The sequence below is a fragment of the Massilia eurypsychrophila genome, from assembly GCF_002760655.1.
GTDB lineage: Bacteria > Pseudomonadota > Gammaproteobacteria > Burkholderiales > Burkholderiaceae_D > JAFCUW01.
The window spans coordinates 153,633-170,640 of sequence record NZ_PDOC01000010.1; the positions used below are offsets into that span (position 1 = coordinate 153,633).

Below are 17,008 nucleotides of genomic sequence, written 5' to 3' on the forward strand. Positions count from 1 at the left end.
AAATAAATAAAGCCCTTGTATTTACAAGCGCTTCCTGGAAGGACAGAGGAAACCGGCGGCGCCCGTGCCGGCTACGTGCCGGCGAATGGCGTCCCGAAGATGCCAACTGCGAGCTCTGCCCATACCAGGACGAGCGCTATCGCGACGACCACGCCAAGCGCTATGCGTGAGCCAGTCGTGCGTAACAGCCTGGCCGGCAATAAATACATCAGGCCTGCGCCGATCAGCAACACGGCGGCGGCAACGAAATCCATCGGCGTCCACACGACTTCCCGCGTAAACTGCATCGCAATCAAGGGCACCAATAATACGGCCGCGGCGCCCAGCACCACCAAAAGGATGCTCTTGTAAAGTGGTGGCCTGTCTTTTGAATCGCTGCCGGTCATGGTATTCATGGTCAATCTCCTTGTGGTCAATGTGCCCACTGTAGCGGAGAAATGTGAAGCCACGATGCGCTGCGGATGAAAGCCGGGCCGCACAAAAAAACTCAGGCCGGTGCCGCCTCCAGCAACTCGACCGACACCTGCATGCCGGTCGGCGCCACGGCCGGCCCGAACTGGCTGAAGATGGCGACGTTGGCCGCGTCGTGTCCGTAGGCGACCGTCACGCGGCCGCCGCGCGGCGCATCTTGGGTGGCATCGAAGGTGTACCAGCGCCCGCCCACATAGGCCTCGAACCACGCGTGCAGATCCATCGGCGCCAGGCCGTGCAGGTAGCCGACGACCATCCGAGCCGGAATACACAAGGCGCGGCACAGGGCGATGCCCAGGTGCGCCAGGTCGCGGCAGACGCCCTCGCGCCGCTGGTTGACGTCGGCGGCCGACATGAGGTCGAACGGCGACTCCGAATTGAAGCGCACCTCGCGGCGGATCCAGTCGGTGATGCAGGCGACCTGGTCGTAGCCGGGCGCCACGCCGGCCACCATGCCGCTGGCCATGTCGAAAAACAGCTCCGACTCGCAATAGCGGCTCGGCAACAGGTACGTCAGCACCGCGTCGGGCAGATTCTGCACTTCGTCGAACGGCGCGCCGGGCGCCACGTCGATCGTGTCGGCGGTCATCACGTCGGCCGAGGTGCGGATCGAGAACTGGCCCGGCGGCGCGATCAGGCGCTGACACAGGTTGCCATACGCGTCGGTAAATTCCACCGCCGCCACGCTCGGGCTGAAGGTGTAGCTTTCGCGCGCCACCCATTGCTGGGCGCCGCTGCGCGGGCGCAGCATCAGGATGAACGGCGTCGGACTGACGATCGTGAAATTCAGATTACAACTGGTGTGCAGCCACATGCAAGCCTCGCTGGTTAATGGTGTAATTGCAACAATTTGGTGCGGCGGTCGCGCCCGGACCACTTACTGGTGCGTCGCGTCATGTTTTGGTGCGTCAATGTCAGACGCACTCCTCCACCGCCGCCGGCACCAGGAAGTCGCAGCTGATGCGGCTGCCGAGGTCTTCGATGGCGGCGAGGAAGCTGGTCAGGAAGTCGTGCAGGCCTTCTTCGAGGATGTCGTCGATTAGGGCGAACTGCAAAGTCGAGTGCAATTTTCCGGCCAGGCGCTCGGTGTCGTGCGACAGGTCGTTGCGGATGTCCTGCAGGTTGGCGACGACGGCGGCCATGCAGGCCACCAGCGAGCGCGGCATCTTCGCTTGCAGGATCAGCAACGCGGCCACGCGCGCCGGCGTGATCGCGTCGCGGTAGACCTTGCGGTAGATCTCGAACGCCGAAACCGAGCGCAGCAGCGCGGCCAGGTTGTAGAACTCGCCCTGGGCCCCAGACGTCAGCGTTTCGGCGGCCATGAACTTGAACTTGACGTCGAGGATGCGCGCGGTATTGTCGGCCCGCTCGAGAAAGGTGCCCAGGCGGATGAAGCTGAGCGCCTCGTCCTGCAGCATGGTGCCGATGGTGACGCCGCGCGACAGGTGCGAGCGGTGCTTGACCCACTCGAGGAACTGGGCCGGATTGTGCTCGAGCATGCCGCTCTTGAGGTGCCACTGCAGCTCGAGCCAGGTGGTGTTTTCGGTCTCCCACACCTCGGTGGTGAGGGTGCCGCGCACCGCCCGCGCACTTTCGCGCGCGCCGGTCAGGCAGCTGGCGATCGACGACGGATTTTGCCGGTCGCGCACCATGAAATCGATCACTTCCTTCTGCGTCAGCGCGGCATGCCTGGCGTCGAACGCCTCTTCCAGTTCGGACACGCCGAGCATGCTGCGCCAGCCCTGCTGCGCCGCCAGCGCCGACTGCGGCATCAGGGAATGCTGCAGGCACACGTCGAGCATGCGCGCGGTGTTTTCCGCCCGTTCGGTGTAGCGGGCCATCCAGAACAAATGATCTGCGGTGCGGCTTAGCATGCTTAGTTCTCCAGTATCCACGTGTCTTTAGTGCCGCCGCCCTGCGACGAATTGACCACCAGCGAGCCTTCCTGCAGCGCGACCCGGGTCAGTCCGCCCGGCACCATCGACACCGTCTTGCCCGACAAGACAAACGGGCGCAGGTCGATGTGGCGCGGCGCCACGCCGGCGTCGACATAGGTCGGGCAGGCCGACAGCGCCAGGGTCGGCTGGGCGATGTAGCCGGCCGGATTGGCCAGCAGGCGGGCGCGGAAGTCCTCGATCTGCGCCCTGGTCGACGCCGGCCCGACCAGCATGCCGTAGCCGCCGGCGCCGTGCACTTCCTTGACCACCAGCTCGGCCAGGTTGGCCAGCGTGTACGCCAGGTCCTCCTTTTTGCGGCACTGGTAGGTCGGCACGTTGTTGAGGATCGGCTTTTCGCCGAGGTAGAACTCGATCATGTCGGGCACGAACGGATAGATCGACTTGTCGTCGGCAACGCCGGTGCCGATCGCATTGGCCAGCCCCACGCGCCCGGCGCGCACCGCCTCGAGCAGGCCCGGCACGCCCAGCGTGGAGTCGGCGCGGAAGGCGCGCGGATCGAGATAGTCGTCGTCGATGCGGCGGTAGATCACGTCGACCCGCTTCGGCCCGCGGGTGGTGCGCATGTAGACCGTATTATTGGCCACGTACATGTCCTGCCCTTCGACCAGCGCCACGCCCATCTGCTGGGCCAGGAAGGCGTGCTCGAAATAGGCCGAGTTATGCATGCCGGGCGTCATGACCACCACGGTCGGATCGTTGACGCCCTGCGGCGCCACCGTGCGCAGGTTGTCGAGCAACAGGTCGGGATAATGGTCCACCGGCGCCACCCGGTTGCGCGCGAACAGCTCGGGGAACAGCCGCATCATCATCTTGCGGTCTTCGAGCATGTAGGAGACGCCCGATGGCACCCGCAGATTGTCTTCCAGCACGTAGAACTCGCCTTCGCCGGCGCGCACGATATCGACGCCGGCGATGTGCGCGTAGATGTCGGCCGGCACGTCGACGCCCAGCATCGCCGGGCGGTACTGCGCGTTGTTGACGATCTGCTCGCGCGGAATGATGCCCGCGTTGAGGATGTCCTGGTGGTGGTAGACGTCGTGCAGAAAGCGGTTGAGCGCGGTGACGCGCTGTACCAGGCCGGCCTGCAGCACGGTCCATTCGGCCGCGTCGATTACGCGCGGAATGATGTCGAACGGGATCAGGCGCTCCTTGCCGGCGTCGTCGCCGTAGACGGCGAAGGTAATCCCCACCCGCTGGAACATCAGTTCGGCTTCGGCACGCTTTTGCGCGATCAGGTGTGGCGGCTGCATCGACAGCCAGTCGGCGAACTGGCGGTAATGCGACCGTACGGTGGCCGGCTTGGAATACATTTCGTCATAAAAATTGGGCATCGATTCCTCCTGGTCATCTCAACTACTAACAAGAAACGTGCCAGCGTTGGGGTTGGACCCCGGTGCTTCTTCCAGGGGTCTGACCCCGGGCGCAGGTACGAATCATGCTTATGGGTACAGATATCGCGCCAACTTCGAAAGGCACCACCGCATGGCTATCCGTATCGCGCTGCATCACAAGACCAGTTACCGCTATGACCGCCCGGTCGGCCTGTCGCCGCACGAAGTGCGCCTGCGCCCCGCCCCCCACGCGCGCACGCCGATCCTGTCGTACTCGCTGACGGTGCAACCGCAGGAGCATTTCATCAACTGGCAGCAGGACCCGTACGGCAACTACATCGGCCGCTTCGTGTTCCCGGAAAAATCGGACACGCTCGAGTTCACCGTCGACCTGGTCGCCGACATGACGGTGATTAATCCGTTCGACTTTTTCGTCGAGAAGTACGCCGAGACTTTCCCATTCGCCTACCCGCCGCAGCTGGCCGCCGAACTGAGCGCGTATGCGCAGGCCGAGCCGCCCGGCCCGCTGCTGCTCGCGTGGGTGGCCGCCGCCCGCGCCGACCTGCTGACGGGCGGCATGGGCACCAACGACTTCCTGGTCGCGCTCAACCAGCGCCTGCAGCGCGACATCGGCTACCTGCTGCGCATGGAACCTGGCGTGCAGCCGCCCGAGGACACGCTGCAAAAACGTTCCGGCTCGTGCCGCGACACCGGCTGGCTGCTGGTGCAGATCCTGCGCGAACTGGGGCTGGCGGCGCGCTTCGTGTCCGGCTACCTGATCCAGCTGAAGGCCGACCAGCAGGCGCTCGACGGCCCCAGCGGCGCCCCCGAGGACTTCACCGACCTGCACGCGTGGACCGAGGTGTACATCCCCGGCGCCGGCTGGATCGGCCTCGACCCCACCTCCGGCATGCTCGCCAGCGAAGGCCACATTCCGCTGGCCTGCACCGCGATGCCGTCGTCGGCGGCGCCGGTAACCGGCTTCACCGACAAGGCCGAAGTCACGTTCGTGCACGAGATGACGGTCACCCGCATCCACGAAGATCCGCGCGTGACCAAGCCGTATTCCGAGGCCGACTGGCAGAAGATCGACCGCCTCGGCCAGCAGGTCGACGCCGACCTGAAGCACCAGGACGTGCGCCTGACCCAGGGCGGCGAGCCGACCTTCGTGTCGATCGACGACATGGACGGCGCCGAATGGAACACGCTGGCCCACGGCGACAACAAGCGCGAGCTGGCCGGCAACCTGCTGCACCGGCTGAAGAACCACTTCGCGCCAGGCGGCATGCTGCACTACGGCCAGGGCAAATGGTATCCGGGCGAGCCGCTGCCGCGCTGGGCGCTGAATATTTTCTGGCGCATCGACGGCCAGCCGATGTGGCGCGACGCCGCCCTGTTCTCGGACGAACACGTCGACGACGGCTACGGCAGCGACGAGGCGGCGCGCTTTGCCGCCGAACTGGTCAAGTCGCTCGGCCTGCCGGCCGGCAGCGCGATGGCCGCCTACGAAGACGTGCTGCTGCACGCGCAGCGCGAAGACGCCCTGCCGATGAACCTGAACCCGCTGGCGGCCGACCTGCACGCGCCGGAAGAACGGCGCCGGCTGGCGCGCCTGCTCGCGCGCGGTCTCGGCCAGGTGGCCGGCTACGTGCTGCCGCTCAAGGCGCGCGAGCACGATCCGGCCGTCACGCTCGGCACCACCTGGCGCACGTCGGCCTGGCCGCTGCGGCGCGAACAGCTGTACCTGATCGACGGCGACTCGCCGCTCGGATTGCGCCTGCCGCTGGCCACCCTGCCGTGGGTGCAGCCGGACGAACGCGACGACGAATTCGACGTCGATCCGTTCGCCCCGCGCGCCGCCCTGCCGCTGGAAAGGAAGCGGCCGATCCTGGGCGTCGGCGCCGGCGCGGCCAAGGCAGCCACGCCGGCCGCCCCGGCCGCGCGCGAGGTGATTCACACCGCGCTGTGCGTCGAGGCGCGCGGCGGGCGCCTGCACGTCTTCATGCCGCCGCTCAAGCGCATCGAAGACTACCTGGCGCTGGTGACGTCGGTCGAAGGCGCCGCCGCCCGGCTCAAGCTCAAGTTGCGGATCGAAGGCTACCCGCCGCCGCGCGACCCGCGCATCAAGCTGCTGTCGGTCACGCCGGACCCGGGCGTCATCGAGGTCAACATCCATCCGGCCGCCAGCTGGAAGGAGCTGGTCTACAACATGTCGACCTTGTACCAGGAAGCGCGCCTGACGCGCCTGGGCACCGAGAAATTCATGCACGACGGGCGCCACACCGGCACCGGCGGCGGCAACCACGCCACGCTCGGCGGCGCCACCGCCGCCGACAGCCCGATGCTGCGCCGCCCCGACCTGCTCAAAAGCCTGATCGGCTACTGGCAGAACCACCCGGCGCTGTCGTACCTGTTCTCCGGCACCTTCATCGGCCCGACCAGCCAGGCGCCGCGGGTCGACGAAGCGCGCGACGACAACCTGTACGAACTGGCGATCGCCTTCCAGCAGATGGACCAGGTGCTGCCGACCATGCAGGAAGGCGATAAACCCTGGATGGTCGACCGGCTGCTGCGCAACATGCTGGTCGACCTGACCGGCAACACGCACCGCTCCGAATTCTCGATCGACAAGCTGTATTCGCCCGACGGCCCGACCGGCCGGCTTGGCCTGGTGGAGTTTCGCGCCTTCGAGATGCCGCCGCACGAGCGCATGAGCCTTTTGCAGATGCTGCTGCTGCGCGCGCTGGTGGCGCACTTCTGGCGCCAGCCTTACCAGGGCAAGCTGGTCCACTGGGGCACCGCGCTGCACGACCGCTGGATGATGCCGCACTTCGTCGCCCAGGATATCCGCGACGTCGCGCGCGACCTGCGCGCCGCCGGCTACGCCTTTGAAGATCACTGGTTCGAGCCGTTCATCGAATTTCGCTTTCCGCGTTTCGGCACCGTCGTCTACGAAGGCGTCGAGATGGAGCTGCGCCAGGCGATCGAACCGTGGAACGTGCTTGGCGAAGAAGTCAGCGCCGGCGGCACCGCGCGCTACGTCGATTCGTCGGTCGAGCGCATGCAGCTGCTGGTGCGCGGCCTGACCGACGGTCGCCACATCGTCGCCTGCAACGGCCGCATGCTGCCGCTGCATCCGACCGGCGTGCCGGGCGAATACGTCGCCGCCGTGCGCTTTCGCGCCTGGAGCCCGTGGTCCGCCCTGCACCCGAGCATCAAGGTGCAGGCGCCGCTGACGTTCGACCTGGTCGACACCTGGAGCGGTCGCGCGATCGGCGGCTGCACCTATCACGTGGTGCATCCGGGCGGGCGCAGCGAAGCCGGCTCGCCCGTCAATGCCAACGCCGCCGAAGCGCGCCGCTTCGCCCGTTTCTGGGCGCACGGCCACACGCCGGGGCCGATGACGGTGCTCAAGGAGGAGCGCAACCCGAGCTTTCCGATGACGCTCGATTTGCGTTGGCAAGCCGTTTGAACTATCGTTCTGTCCCCGACGTCAGTTTAAGCAGCCGCGCGCCATGCCCAACCAACTACTAGCCAACTACCTCGCCGCGCCGGACGGCTTCGACGAAATGCTCGACGCGGCGCAGGTGCCGCGCGCGCACTGGCGCGCGATGCTGGCCAACCTGGAGAACGAGGCGCCGGACATGATGCGCCAGCGCTTCGAGACGGTGCAGCGCCAGGTGCGCGAGAACGGCGTCACCTACAGCGTGACCGCCGACGCCAACGGTCAGCAGCGCCCGTGGGACCTGAACGTGCTGCCGCTGATTTTGCCGCCCGACGAATGGAGCGGCATCGAAGCGGCGGTAGTCCAGCGCGCCACCCTGCTCAACAAGATTCTCGGCGACGTGTATGGCAAGCAGGAGATGCTGCGCGAAGGCTTGCTGCCGCCGGCGCTGATTCACGGCCATGCCGGCTTTTTGCGCCCCTGCCACGGCATGCGCCATCACGACGAGGTCGCCCTGCATTTTTACGCCGTCGACCTGGCGCGCGCGCCCGACGGACGCTGGTGGGTGATGGCCGACCGCACCCAGGCGCCATCGGGCGCCGGCTATGCGCTGGAAAACCGCGCCATCATCGCGCCAACCTTCCCCGACCTGCTGCGCGAGCTGAAGGTGCAGCCGCTGGCCGGCTTCTTCCGCACCATGCGCGACAGCCTGGTGCACTGGGGCCGCCTGTGCGCCGCCAAAGGCGACTCGCCGGCCCCGCTGCGCGGCGGCGAAATGCCGCTGATCGTGCTGCTCACGCCGGGCCGGCGCACCGAAAGCTATTACGAGCAGGCCTACCTGGCGCGCTACCTCGGCCTGCCGCTGGTCGACGGCGGCGACCTGACGGTGCGCGATGGCGTGGTCTATCACAAGACGCTGTCCGGCCTGCACCGCGTGCACGTGGTGCTGCGCCGGGTCGACGACGAATCGTGCGACCCGCTCGAGCTGCGCAGCTCGATGCTCGGCGTGGCCGGGCTGACCCAGGCCGCCCGCCGCGGAAATGTATTAGTCGCCAACAGCCTCGGTTCGAGCCTGCTCGAATCGGGCGCCCTGCTCGGCTTCCTGCCGGCGCTGTCCCGGCGCTTGCTCGGCGAGCCGCTGAAGATGCCGTCGGTGGCGACCTGGTGGTGCGGCGAGCCGGCCGCGCTGGCCGCGGTGATCAGCAAGTTGGACCGGCTGGTGATCAAGCCGAGCTTTTCGCAGCTGCCGCAGTTTTCCGTCTTTGGCCAGGACCTCGCCGGCGACGCGCGCGACGCCTTCATCGCCAGGCTGCGCGCCACGCCGAACGACTTCGTCGCCCAGGAACTGGTGCGCCTGTCGCAGGCGCCGGTATGGAACGCCGGCGCTGCGCCTGGCCTGCAGGCGCGCGCCATCGGCCTGCGCGTATTTGCCTGCGCCACGCCGAACGGCTACGTCGTCATGCCCGGCGGCCTGACGCGGGTGGCCACCGGTCCCGACGCGCGCGTGCTGACGATGCAGATGGGCGGCGCCAGCAAGGACACGTGGGTGCAGGCGCGCCGCAAGGTGACCGCGCACCGCCTGCACAAGCGCAGCGCCACCAGCGAGGACCTGGTGCGCGAGGACACCAACCTGTCGAGCCGGGTGGCCGAAAACCTGCTGTGGTTCGGCCGCCATGCGGAGCGCTGCGACAACATCGGCCGCCTGCTGCGCGTGGCGCTGCATTTCCTTTTCAATGTGCGCTTCGACCAGCGCGGCGAAGAGTGGCCGATCGTCGAGGCGCTGTGCATCTGGTTCCATCTGATCGAAGCGAAGAAGGCGCCGCGCCGCAGCCAGGCGCTGGGCGGCATGGTGCAAAGCCAGGCCGGCGCCATCTACAGCGATCCCGAAATCGAAGCGGCCCTGCTGCTGGCGGTGGTCTCGCCCGACGTGCCTGGGCTGGCGCGGCAACAGCAGCAGCTGCACCGCATCGCCGGCCAGCTGCACGAGCGCTTCTCGGTCGACAACTGGCGCGCGCTGAACCGCATGGCGCAGCCGCAGCCCGCCCCGGGCACGCTGCCGTCGCAGTCGGAGGCGATGACGATCCTCGACGACGCCGCCGCGGCCTTGATGACGCTGGCCGGGTTTGCGCTCGACGGCATGACGCGCGACCTAGGCTGGCGCTTCATGTCGATCGGGCGCCGCCTCGAGCGGCTGCAGTTCCAGAGCGTGGTGCTGCAGCGCGCGCTGGCGATGGACGAGAACGGCAACCTCGACTGGCTGCTCGAGCTGTCCGACAGCATCGTCACCTACCGCGCGCGCTATCGCGCCCAGCCCGAGTGGCTGCCGGTGCTCGACTTGCTGCTGCGCGACGAGACCAATCCGCGCTCGATCCTGTTCCAGCTCGACGGCATCCTCGGCGCCCTCGGCAAGATCGCGCAGACCTACGGCGCCTGCGGCGAGCATCTGCTGGCGCCGCTGAAGGCCGAACTGCTGGCCCTCGATCCGGGCGCCGACCTAAACTACGGCAACGCCAAGCTGAGCGACCTGCTGCATCGCATCCAGCTGGCCAGCGGCGCCTTGTCCGAGCACCTGAGCGTGCAATTTTTCAGCTACACCGACAGTGGACAGAACAAGGACCGGACATCATGAGCGAGCAGCCGGACGGCCGCGGCGCGTCGATGCGCTACCGCGTGGTGCACGAAACGCGCTACAAATATCAAAGCTCGGTGACGTTGTCGCAGCAATACCTGCACCTGACACCGCGCCCGTTTGCGTACCAGCAGACCGAGTCGCACCAGATCTGGATCGACCCGGCGGCCAACGACGGCAGCGACGGCACCGACTACTTCGGCAACAACACGCGCCATGTCGCCATCACCGTGCCGCACAGGAGTCTGCTGGTGCATGCCGAATCGGTCGTGATGCTGGCGCCGCGCCCCGGGCTGGCCGACATCGCCGGCACGCTGCCGTGGGAAAGCGTGCGCGACATGGTGACGAAGGAGAAAAGCGCCGCCACCTTGGAGGCGTGCCGCTATTTATATGCGTCGCCGCACGTGACGTGTTTCCCCGAGCTGGAAGCGTACGCGCGCATCAGCTACACGCCGGGCCGGCCGCAACTCGACGCGGCGCTGGACCTGACGCACCGGATCTTTGGCGATTTCGAATTCGACGGCAAGGCAACCGACATTTCGACGCCGCTCGAAGAAGTGCTTCTCGGACGGCGCGGCGTGTGCCAGGACTTTGCCCACCTGATGATTGGCTGCCTGCGCAGCGTCGGGCTGCCGGCGCGCTACATGAGCGGCTATATTTTGACGCATCCGCCGGCCGGCAAGCCGCGCCTGATCGGCGCCGACGCATCGCACGCGTGGGTGTCGGTATATTGCCCCGAGCTCGGCTGGGTCGACTTCGACCCGACCAACCGGCGCCTGGTGCAGCACGAACACATCACGCTCGGCTGGGGCCGCGACTTCAGCGACGTGACGCCGATGCGCGGCATCGTGCTGGGCGGCGGCAAACAAGACCTCGACGTGCAGGTGACGGTGACACCGCTGCCTGAGGGGTCAGGCCCGTTTTTTCTTTCAAGGGTCTGACCCCGGTATGAGTTGACGCCGGCCCCCCGGCTCCAGCCCAATACCGCAAAGTTTACCCTAAGACGAAACGCAAAAACGTCGTTTCCAGCAGGCCGGAATCCCTGCCTCCTCCTGGCCAGCAGGTAACTGTGCTTGACGCCAGGACGGCGCTTAATTGCTTGAACGGCACTTGAAGCCGTGAAATAATGCATCTTCAACTACAACGCAAAGGCAATCATGTTCAAGAGACTGGCAGCGGGTGCACTTGGCATTAGCGATATCGGCGTCATCGTCGATCCGGCGGATTACAACAAGGTCGATGCGGACGATTACCTATTTAACGAAGATGGCGAGCAAATCTTCTTCCTCATTAAAAGCAAGAAGGATGAGTACTGCTTCACAAACCTCGCCCTGATCCATGTAGACGGCGACTCGGCAATATCCTCGAAGCGCTCCATCAAGCGCTACGACTATTCCTCCCACCAGATCTCCAAGGTGACCATCGAGACCGCCGGAACGCTCGATATGGACATCGAGCTCAAGTTCGACCTGGAGGGCATCGTGTTCTCAATCGATATCAAGAAGACCTTCATTGAGCAGCTCAAGGATATTTACAAGGCTTTGATCACTATCGGCAAACAGCAGAAACGCGACGCGGCATCGCGGGACAACGCGATGCGCACGCTGGACGCCACAGCATCCGTGCACAAGCTCAATATCGCCCCAGGTGAAGGTGGGCTGGCCGTCCAATACGGCTTACTGCTGGAGGCCCTCAACACATCCATGTTCGACACGCACACGAAACGGGATTTCAGTGACGTGTTCACAAAATATATTCACAACTAGGATTTGCATCAAGCCCAATCGTATTTGCACTTTGCATGATTTGGTTGGGCGTCTCAAAGTTGTTTCAAAGCTAGACAGCTAAGCCATGGCTGTTGGGCGCGGTTGCATGTCAGTGCTGTTGCAGGTGGCGGTCGTCCACCTCGGCTTCCTCAATCTCGCCTTTGGCACCCATGGGGCGCGGGAAAGCGAGCTGCACGACACCCGCGCCCGGACGCGTGAGAGCGGCGCCGCGTTACGGATCGGCCGCCGGACAGGTGTTGGCATGGGTGCAGGTAGCGCACCAATCATGATCGATCGTCCCCTGGATGTTGCAGGCGGCGGTCTGCTCCATTTGCGCTGTCAGGGCGCGTGCGTACGCAAGAAACACCCTTAGCGGCTGCCCGGCCCGGTTGAACTCTTCGGTCAGGCGATGCGTACTCATGCGGTAGGCCGCGCCGGCGTCGCGCACAACGGCGCGGCACGGCGATACGACGCCGTTGAGGAAGAGTGGAATCCCGATCACGCCTTCATTTCTCACAAGCGATATCTCGACCTGGGTCGCGCCGCCCAGGTAGCTGAGCGATACAGCACCGCGGATGGGAAAATAGACGTAGGGCTGCGGGCGGCCTGTCTGGTACAGCGTTTCTCCGCTGGCGATGGGTACCAGGGTCAGGTGGTGCAGCATGCGTTCGAGGGCCACTGCCGGCAAGCTGCCCAGCAGATGGTTCGCATTGGTGCGATGCACGTACGAAACTGGCATTGGTTCCCGTCGCGGCGTCGCAAGGTGATGTCGCAGGCTAACACAGCGTTCCTGTATCACGGCGTGATCGCCACCTTGAGCACGCCGTCGCGCTGATTCGCGAACAGATCGTAGGCAAGTTCGATTTCATCGAGCCGGAAGCGGTGCGTGACCATCGGTTCCAGGTTGACCTTGCCCGACGCGACGACGTTCATCAGACGGCGCATGCGTTCCTTTCCGCCAGGGCACAACGTAGTCACGATACGGTGGTCGCCGAGTCCCGCGGCAAACGCGTCGAGCGGCATAAATAGCTTGCCCGAATAAACGCCCAGGCTGGACAGCGTGCCGCCCGGCTTGAGCGCGCGAAGGCATTGTTCGAAGGTAACCTGGGTTCCCAATGCCTCGATTGCCACGTCGACGCCGCGCCCGTGCGTCAGGCGCATGATCTCGGTGAGCGGATCGGTCTTGGTGTAGTCGATCGTCACGTCGGCACCCATGACCCTGGCCACGTCCAACCGCGCCTGAAGGCCGTCGACGGCGATGATCAGGCTCGCGCCGCGCAGTTTCGCGCCCGCTGTCGCACACAGCCCGATCGGGCCCTGGGCGAAGATGACGACGGTATCGCCGATCCGGATGTCGCCGCTTTCCGCGCCGCCGAAACCGGTGCTCATGATGTCGGGGCACATGAGGACCTGCTCATCGCTCAGGCCGTCCGGAATCGGCTCCAGATTGGACATCGCGTTCGGCACCCGCAGGTATTCGGCCTGGCTGCCGTCGATCGTATTGCCGAAGCGCCAACCGCCGGCCGGCTTGCCGCCGCACTGGGCCTGGTGGCCGTCGAGGCAAGTGTAGCACTGGCCGCAGGGCGTTATCGCGCCCACCACCACGCGCTGCCCGACGCTGTAGCCTTCGACGCCGGCACCGAGCTCGGCAATGATTCCCACTGGTTCATGGCCAATCGTGCGGCCCGCCGCCACCGGAAACTCTCCCTTGAGAATATGGATATCGGTGCCGCAAATCGTCGTGGTCGTGATCTTCACCACCGCGCAGCCCGGACCGGCCGTCGGCACCGGTTTCTCTTCGAGCGATATAACGCCGGGGCGTACGTAGACTGCCGCTTTCATCGTGCGCATGATGACTCCCTCTTGTCTGATGGTGGCCACCTTCGCACACACGATGCGAAAAAATAATGATGTGCATCAAATCTGGTGTTGCAATTGGTCCGCGGCCGGCCGAAAAGATTTCGTCCACGATTTCGTCCGAGCCACGCACGGGCGCAAAGCCTGCGGCTTTTGCAATTTGCCGCTAGCCATGGAGATAAAGAGCGGATGCCCCAACTTAAGGCGGGCGAAGCGAGCGTGCAGCCATATCGACGAAAACCTCCGCCCGGCGGCCGATAGTGATCGCTGTCCGAGCGCTTGCTGGGCGAAGCGCTGAAGATGCCGTCGGTGGCGACCGGGTGGTGCTGCGAGCCGGCCGCGCCGGGCCGCGGTGATCAGCAAGTTGGACTGCTGGTCATCACGCCGAGTGTATCGCAGCTGCCGTGGTCTGCCGTCTTTGGCCAGGAGTTCGCCGGCGACGCGCGAGCGATTATTTTGGCATCAGCACCGTGTCGATCACGTTGATCACGCCATTCGACTGGTACACATCGTAGGTGCTGATGCTTGCGGTGTTACCGGCTTCGTCCTTCGCGACGATGTTATGCATGCCGTTCATGTGGAACATCAGCTTGCCGCCGCTCGCAGTCGCCAGTTCGGCCTTGCCATTGCCCTTCTTGATAGCGCCCTGCAGCGCCTTGAAATCATACTTCCCCGGCACGACGTGGTAAGTCAGAATCTTGGTCAGCGTCGCTTTGCTTTCCGGCTTGACGAGCGTGTCGACGGTCCCGGCCGGCAGCTTGGCAAACGCCGCATTGGTCGGAGCGAACACGGTGAACGGGCCCTTGCCTTTCAACGTTTCGACCAGTCCGGCGGCTTTGACGGCGGCGACCAGCGTGGTGTGGTCGGCCGAGTTGACGGCATTGTCGACGATGTCCTTCGACTGCAACATGCTCTGGCCGCCGACCATGACGGTATCGGCTGCGAGCGCCGTGCCGGCGGTTGCGAATGCTGCGGTCAGAACGAGTACGGTAGCAAGTTTTTTCATGATGACTCCTGGTGTGATTGTTTGCGTGTGCATGAATTTATACGCAGCCACAACCACACCAGATTCACAAATTTCTTCCAGAAATTTGCGCACTCAGATCTGCACCAGCGCGCCTTTGTACAATATCGGTCCGGTTGGCCCGTTCGGATCTGGCGAGCCGCCCCTCGGCTCCAGGCTGACCGCCAGCAGCGGCGTCGAGCCTGGGGTAACATCGCCCGGCATCGCCAGCGTGACCGCGCCGTTGGCCGCGAGCAGACCCAGCGAGCGCGGTGCGCCCTGCTTCGGCAACGCCCACAACTGCAGCACCTTGTCGGCAGTGACGGCCGAATCGCCGATGACCCTGACCATCAGCGTGCGCCGCACGGCGTCCGCAGTGACGACAACTGCCGCCTGCGCGTTCTCGCCGCTCAGTGCGGCAACGTAGGAAACAGCCGGCGATTCGACCACCGGCGCGCGCGTTGCCAGGACGAACACGAGCAGCATTGCCAGCGCGCTCGCGCCCAGCCCAAGGCCGCGCCAGAACCTGAGGCTGTCGCGCAACCGCCCCGAAATCGCAGCATGCACCGGAGCCACGCGCAGCGCCGCAAGGTTAAGCCTGCGTTCGATGCCGACCCACACGCTCGTCGGCGGCTGCACGGGAGACGAAAGTTCGGCTAACGGATGCAGCGTACCCTGCCAGCGCGTGACCGCCTGTGCCAGGGTCGCATCGATGGCGATCCACTGTTCGAAGCGGCGGCGCGCACCGCCCTTGAGCGTGCCGAGCACGTACTCGGCCGCCAACTGCTCGCGGAGCACTTCATTGCGCTGCAAATTGCTGTGATTCATGCGCGTTCCAGTTTCGACATGCAACCGCGCAGGCGTTCAAGGCCGCGCCGGATCCACGTCTTGATTGTACCTATCGGCAATTTCAACTGCTCCGCCACCTCGCTGTGCGACAGGTCGTGATAGAACGCCAGCGCGATGGCCTGCCGATGCATTCCTTCCAGGCGTGTGAGGCACTGCGCCAGCGATTTCGCGTCGCCGCTCAATTGCAGCGCTTCGAACGGCGTCGCCGCGCCGCTTTCGAGCGCTTCCATCACCGCCGGATCGAAGGTGTCGGCATCGATCTCGACGCCGGCGCCCGCCACACCCGCGCGCCGCAGCGCATCGAAAGCCTTGTTGCGCACGATCGTCGTCATCCACGTCATCGGCGCCGCAAGGGCCGGCTGGTAGCTGGCGGCATTGTTCCAGATGCTGATGTAGCTCTCCTGCAGCACTTCCTCGGCCCACTCTCCCTTGATCAATATACGCGTGGCGAAGCCAAACAGTTTCGGCGAAGTGGCGTCGTAGAGACGGCGAAAGGCCACGGCGTCGCGCTGCGCAACTGCCGCGAGCCATTCCCGCAATTGATTTTGCTGCGGATCGATAGATGCCACGAGATTTTCCGTTCAAGAAGTTTTTGCCGAGCTATTGCCCAGAGCACAACAATTATAGACGAGAAATTCCCGTTTCCACGGGGCGCTGTGCCGTTTTACGACGACCCTGAAAATAAACTGAAATTGTTGAATCCGTTTCCAAAAACGCTACGTATATCAGCGTAGGAGCATGAAGTAACGATTCAGATAACTCCGCGGCGCAGCTGCATCCCACATAATTAAAGGAACGATCATGGACAAGACGAAACGAACCAACCTATTGCTGGCAACTATGATTTCTGGCGCCGTGCTGGCAGGCGCATTCGCGCCGGCGCAGGCGTCGAGCCACCGCGAAGCGCCGTTCCTGACCAAGGCGCCAAAAGTCGACGGCACTGACTTCTACATGTTCCGTAGCTACGCCGCCGGGCGCGAAGGCTTCGTGACGATGATCGCCAACTTCCAGCCGTTCCAGGATCCGCAAGGCGGCCCGAACTTCTATCAGTTCGACGAAAACGCGCTGTATGAAATCCACGTCGACAACAACGGCGACGCCAAGGAAGACATCACGTTCCAGATGCGCTTCAAGAATACCTCGAAAGGCATCGCGCTGCCAATCGGCGGCAAGTCGATCCGCATTCCCCTGATCAATTCGAGCACCATTTCCGGCGTCAACCCGGCGTCGCTGAACGTGCGCGAAACCTACACCATCGACATGGTCAAGGGCGACCGCCGCTCCGGCACCCGCACCCGCCTGGCCGCTGTGACCGGCGGCGCCACTGAATTCGACAAGCCGGTCGACAACATCGGCGACAAGACATTCGGCAGCGCCACCGCCTACGAAACCTACGCCAACCTGCACATGTACGACCTGAACATGGGCACCTGCGGCAACGGCCGCGTATTTGTCGGCCAGCGCAAGGAGCCGTTCTACATTGCCGTCGGCAAGATCTTCGACCTGTTCAACCTGAACCCGCTCGGACCTGAAGTGGGTGGCAACAAGAACGACCTCGAAGGCAAGAACGTTAGCTCGATCGCCATCGAAGTGCCGATCGCCTGCCTGACCAACGGCACCGAGCCGGTCATTGGCGCCTACGCCACCGCCAGCCTGCGCCAGGGCCGCCTGCTCAATCCAGCACCAAAAACCGGCATCA

The 17,008-nt window shown here is 64.7% G+C and carries 14 protein-coding genes; 5 read left to right on the forward strand and 9 right to left on the reverse strand.

Features of this window, described 5'->3' with window-relative positions:
• Nucleotides 1–71 precede the first annotated feature (71 nt).
• The 4 genes from CR105_RS16835 to CR105_RS16850 all read right to left on the reverse strand — a co-directional run bounded on the left by CR105_RS16835 (nucleotide 72) and on the right by CR105_RS16850 (nucleotide 3,760).
• Complete coding sequence (locus CR105_RS16835; RefSeq protein WP_218968713.1) at nucleotides 72–395, reverse strand: hypothetical protein; 324 nt, start codon at nucleotides 393–395, stop codon at nucleotides 72–74.
• A 92-nt stretch (nucleotides 396–487) separates the two neighbouring features.
• Nucleotides 488–1,285, reverse strand: a complete 798-nt coding sequence (locus tag CR105_RS16840) for a transglutaminase domain-containing protein (RefSeq protein ID WP_099790230.1) — start codon at nucleotides 1,283–1,285, stop codon at nucleotides 488–490.
• Nucleotides 1,286–1,385: 100 nt separating this feature from the next.
• Nucleotides 1,386–2,345, reverse strand: a complete 960-nt coding sequence (locus CR105_RS16845; protein WP_099790232.1) for an alpha-E domain-containing protein — start codon at nucleotides 2,343–2,345, stop codon at nucleotides 1,386–1,388.
• Between the two features lie 2 nt (nucleotides 2,346–2,347).
• On the reverse strand, nucleotides 2,348–3,760 hold the full coding sequence (locus tag CR105_RS16850; protein WP_099790234.1) for a circularly permuted type 2 ATP-grasp protein: 1,413 nt from the start codon (nucleotides 3,758–3,760) through the stop codon (nucleotides 2,348–2,350).
• Nucleotides 3,761–3,911: 151 nt separating this feature from the next.
• Here CR105_RS16850 and CR105_RS16855 point away from each other — a divergent pair, with 151 nt between their 5' ends.
• The 4 genes from CR105_RS16855 to CR105_RS16870 all read left to right on the forward strand — a co-directional run bounded on the left by CR105_RS16855 (nucleotide 3,912) and on the right by CR105_RS16870 (nucleotide 11,600).
• On the forward strand, nucleotides 3,912–7,232 hold the full coding sequence (locus tag CR105_RS16855; protein ID WP_099790236.1) for a transglutaminase family protein: 3,321 nt from the start codon (nucleotides 3,912–3,914) through the stop codon (nucleotides 7,230–7,232).
• A gap of 43 nt (nucleotides 7,233–7,275) precedes the next feature.
• Entirely contained in the window at nucleotides 7,276–9,834 is a 2,559-nt protein-coding gene (locus tag CR105_RS16860; protein ID WP_099790238.1) for a circularly permuted type 2 ATP-grasp protein, read from the forward strand.
• Entirely contained in the window at nucleotides 9,831–10,775 is a 945-nt protein-coding gene (locus CR105_RS16865) for a transglutaminase family protein (protein WP_218968714.1), read from the forward strand. Before CR105_RS16860 ends, CR105_RS16865 begins: the two co-directional genes overlap by 4 nt.
• A gap of 216 nt (nucleotides 10,776–10,991) precedes the next feature.
• Entirely contained in the window at nucleotides 10,992–11,600 is a 609-nt protein-coding gene (locus tag CR105_RS16870; protein ID WP_099790240.1) for a PH domain-containing protein, read from the forward strand.
• A 232-nt stretch (nucleotides 11,601–11,832) separates the two neighbouring features.
• On the opposite strand, the gene CR105_RS16875 is transcribed toward CR105_RS16870, so the two are convergent.
• The 5 genes from CR105_RS16875 to CR105_RS16895 form a co-directional block, all read right to left on the reverse strand.
• On the reverse strand, nucleotides 11,833–12,339 hold the full coding sequence (locus CR105_RS16875) for a Crp/Fnr family transcriptional regulator (RefSeq protein WP_099790242.1): 507 nt from the start codon (nucleotides 12,337–12,339) through the stop codon (nucleotides 11,833–11,835).
• Between the two features lie 56 nt (nucleotides 12,340–12,395).
• On the reverse strand, nucleotides 12,396–13,451 hold the full coding sequence (locus CR105_RS16880) for an NAD(P)-dependent alcohol dehydrogenase (RefSeq protein WP_099790243.1): 1,056 nt from the start codon (nucleotides 13,449–13,451) through the stop codon (nucleotides 12,396–12,398).
• 457 nt (nucleotides 13,452–13,908) lie between these two features.
• Complete coding sequence (locus tag CR105_RS16885; protein ID WP_099790245.1) at nucleotides 13,909–14,463, reverse strand: fasciclin domain-containing protein; 555 nt, start codon at nucleotides 14,461–14,463, stop codon at nucleotides 13,909–13,911.
• A gap of 93 nt (nucleotides 14,464–14,556) precedes the next feature.
• Nucleotides 14,557–15,288 (reverse strand): anti-sigma factor, encoded by a 732-nt coding sequence (locus tag CR105_RS16890; protein ID WP_099790247.1) that lies wholly within the window; start codon nucleotides 15,286–15,288, stop codon nucleotides 14,557–14,559.
• A complete protein-coding gene (locus tag CR105_RS16895; protein ID WP_099790249.1) occupies nucleotides 15,285–15,878 on the reverse strand; it encodes a sigma-70 family RNA polymerase sigma factor in 594 nt (197 codons plus the stop codon). Before CR105_RS16895 ends, CR105_RS16890 begins: the two co-directional genes overlap by 4 nt.
• 232 nt (nucleotides 15,879–16,110) lie before the next feature.
• Between CR105_RS16895 and CR105_RS16900 the strand changes: the two genes are divergently transcribed.
• On the forward strand, nucleotides 16,111–17,008 hold an 898-nt coding region (locus CR105_RS16900), incomplete at its 3' end, for a DUF4331 domain-containing protein (RefSeq protein WP_229413978.1).

Bases quoted from the DNA above. Each gene is read 5' to 3' on its own strand.
- CR105_RS16835 (WP_218968713.1), bottom strand. From the start codon at position 395: ATGAATACCATGACCGGCAGCGATTCAAAAGACAGGCCACCACTTTAC.
- CR105_RS16840 (WP_099790230.1), bottom strand. From the start codon at position 1,285: ATGTGGCTGCACACCAGTTGTAATCTGAATTTCACGATCGTCAGTCCG.
- CR105_RS16845 (WP_099790232.1), bottom strand. From the start codon at position 2,345: ATGCTAAGCCGCACCGCAGATCATTTGTTCTGGATGGCCCGCTACACC.
- CR105_RS16850 (WP_099790234.1), bottom strand. From the start codon at position 3,760: ATGCCCAATTTTTATGACGAAATGTATTCCAAGCCGGCCACCGTACGG.
- CR105_RS16855 (WP_099790236.1), top strand. From the start codon at position 3,912: ATGGCTATCCGTATCGCGCTGCATCACAAGACCAGTTACCGCTATGAC.
- CR105_RS16860 (WP_099790238.1), top strand. From the start codon at position 7,276: ATGCCCAACCAACTACTAGCCAACTACCTCGCCGCGCCGGACGGCTTC.
- CR105_RS16865 (WP_218968714.1), top strand. From the start codon at position 9,831: ATGAGCGAGCAGCCGGACGGCCGCGGCGCGTCGATGCGCTACCGCGTG.
- CR105_RS16870 (WP_099790240.1), top strand. From the start codon at position 10,992: ATGTTCAAGAGACTGGCAGCGGGTGCACTTGGCATTAGCGATATCGGC.
- CR105_RS16875 (WP_099790242.1), bottom strand. From the start codon at position 12,339: ATGCCAGTTTCGTACGTGCATCGCACCAATGCGAACCATCTGCTGGGC.
- CR105_RS16880 (WP_099790243.1), bottom strand. From the start codon at position 13,451: ATGCGCACGATGAAAGCGGCAGTCTACGTACGCCCCGGCGTTATATCG.
- CR105_RS16885 (WP_099790245.1), bottom strand. From the start codon at position 14,463: ATGAAAAAACTTGCTACCGTACTCGTTCTGACCGCAGCATTCGCAACC.
- CR105_RS16890 (WP_099790247.1), bottom strand. From the start codon at position 15,288: ATGAATCACAGCAATTTGCAGCGCAATGAAGTGCTCCGCGAGCAGTTG.